At 50.4% G+C, this 1398-nt stretch carries 11 tRNA genes and 1 rRNA gene; all 12 read right to left on the bottom strand.

What is annotated here, in order from left to right:
* Window positions 1–31 precede the first annotated feature (31 nt).
* A tRNA-Ile gene (locus PBF_RS24730) sits at window positions 32–108 on the bottom strand.
* Window positions 109–125: 17 nt separating this feature from the next.
* Window positions 126–202 (bottom strand) — tRNA-Met (locus PBF_RS24725).
* Between the two features lie 19 nt (window positions 203–221).
* Window positions 222–297: transfer RNA gene (locus tag PBF_RS24720), tRNA-Ala, on the bottom strand.
* Window positions 298–306: 9 nt separating this feature from the next.
* Window positions 307–383 (bottom strand) — tRNA-Pro (locus PBF_RS24715).
* 5 nt (window positions 384–388) lie between these two features.
* Window positions 389–465: transfer RNA gene (locus PBF_RS24710), tRNA-Arg, on the bottom strand.
* Between the two features lie 15 nt (window positions 466–480).
* A tRNA-Leu gene (locus PBF_RS24705) sits at window positions 481–569 on the bottom strand.
* 6 nt (window positions 570–575) lie between these two features.
* Window positions 576–650 (bottom strand) — tRNA-Gly (locus tag PBF_RS24700).
* 8 nt (window positions 651–658) lie between these two features.
* Window positions 659–743: transfer RNA gene (locus PBF_RS24695), tRNA-Leu, on the bottom strand.
* Window positions 744–758: 15 nt separating this feature from the next.
* Window positions 759–834: transfer RNA gene (locus PBF_RS24690), tRNA-Lys, on the bottom strand.
* Window positions 835–993: 159 nt separating this feature from the next.
* Window positions 994–1069: transfer RNA gene (locus tag PBF_RS24685), tRNA-Thr, on the bottom strand.
* A gap of 19 nt (window positions 1070–1088) precedes the next feature.
* Window positions 1089–1164: transfer RNA gene (locus PBF_RS24680), tRNA-Val, on the bottom strand.
* Between the two features lie 9 nt (window positions 1165–1173).
* A 5S ribosomal RNA gene (rrf, locus tag PBF_RS24675) occupies window positions 1174–1290 on the bottom strand.
* Window positions 1291–1398: the final 108 nt, after the last annotated feature.

The following is a 1398-nucleotide window of genomic DNA, read 5'->3' as shown; positions in this document are numbered from 1 at the left end:
TTACTTGGGGGTTACCTCCGTATAAGAAAAGTGGTGGACCTTGTAGGACTCGAACCTACGACCGGACGGTTATGAGCCGTCTGCTCTAACCAGCTGAGCTAAAGGTCCAGCATCGTCTAGTAAAATGGTAGCGGCGGAGGGGATCGAACCCCCGACCTCACGGGTATGAACCGTACGCTCTAGCCAGCTGAGCTACACCGCCAAAACAGTAAAAATAATTATGGTGGAGCCTAGCGGGATCGAACCGCTGACCTCCTGCGTGCAAAGCAGGCGCTCTCCCAGCTGAGCTAAGGCCCCAAAGACTAATGGTCGGGAAGACAGGATTCGAACCTGCGACCCCTTGGTCCCAAACCAAGTGCTCTACCAAGCTGAGCTACTCCCCGTATAATGGCGCGCCCGAGAGGAGTCGAACCCCTAACCTTTTGATCCGTAGTCAAACGCTCTATCCAATTGAGCTACGGGCGCATTATTAAATTCTACTGGTGCCGAGGACCGGAATCGAACCGGTACGGTAGTCACCTACCGCAGGATTTTAAGTCCTGTGCGTCTGCCAGTTCCGCCACCCCGGCAATAAATGGAGCGGAAGACGGGATTCGAACCCGCGACCCCCACCTTGGCAAGGTGATGTTCTACCACTGAACTACTTCCGCATAAAAAATGGTGCGGGTGAAGGGAGTCGAACCCCCACGCCTTGCGGCGCCAGATCCTAAGTCTGGTGCGTCTGCCAATTCCGCCACACCCGCAATATGAAATTAAAATGGTGAGCCATGAAGGACTCGAACCTTCGACCCTCTGATTAAAAGTCAGATGCTCTACCGACTGAGCTAATGGCTCATAATTTTATGAGACTTCCTAAAGCCTGATAAGTACAGTCAGATGTTCCAAAGCTAAACGCTTTGTCACAGATTGCTATTCAGGTGAAGTAATTCACTGGGGCTGCAATCTGCTCTACCGACTGAGCTAATGGCTCATATTCTATAAAAAGAATTGAAATGGTGCCGGCGAGAGGACTTGAACCCCCAACCTACTGATTACAAGTCAGTTGCTCTACCAATTGAGCTACACCGGCAGCTTGTACATTAAATTAATGGTGGAGGATGACGGGATCGAACCGCCGACCCTCTGCTTGTAAGGCAGATGCTCTCCCAGCTGAGCTAATCCTCCATTATTAATGCCCGGCAGCGTCCTACTCTCACAAGGGGACAGCCCCTAACTACCATCGGCGCTGAGAAGCTTAACTTCCGTGTTCGGTATGGGAACGGGTGTGACCTTCTCGCTATCGCCACCAGACTATTTTTCAAAGACAAGTTTTATTATACCGTCTTTTCAGGATATTTCAAGAGGAAATTTCAATTTTCGTTCCCTCAAAACTAGATAATGCATGAAGAAGTGTTTGCC

Origin of the sequence: Cytobacillus firmus DS1 (assembly GCF_000565285.1) — a bacterium.
Lineage (GTDB): Bacteria > Bacillota > Bacilli > Bacillales > Cytobacillaceae > Cytobacillus > Cytobacillus firmus_A.
Note: the sequence above shows the minus strand (reverse complement) of the source record. Positions and strands in the feature narration are given on the sequence as shown.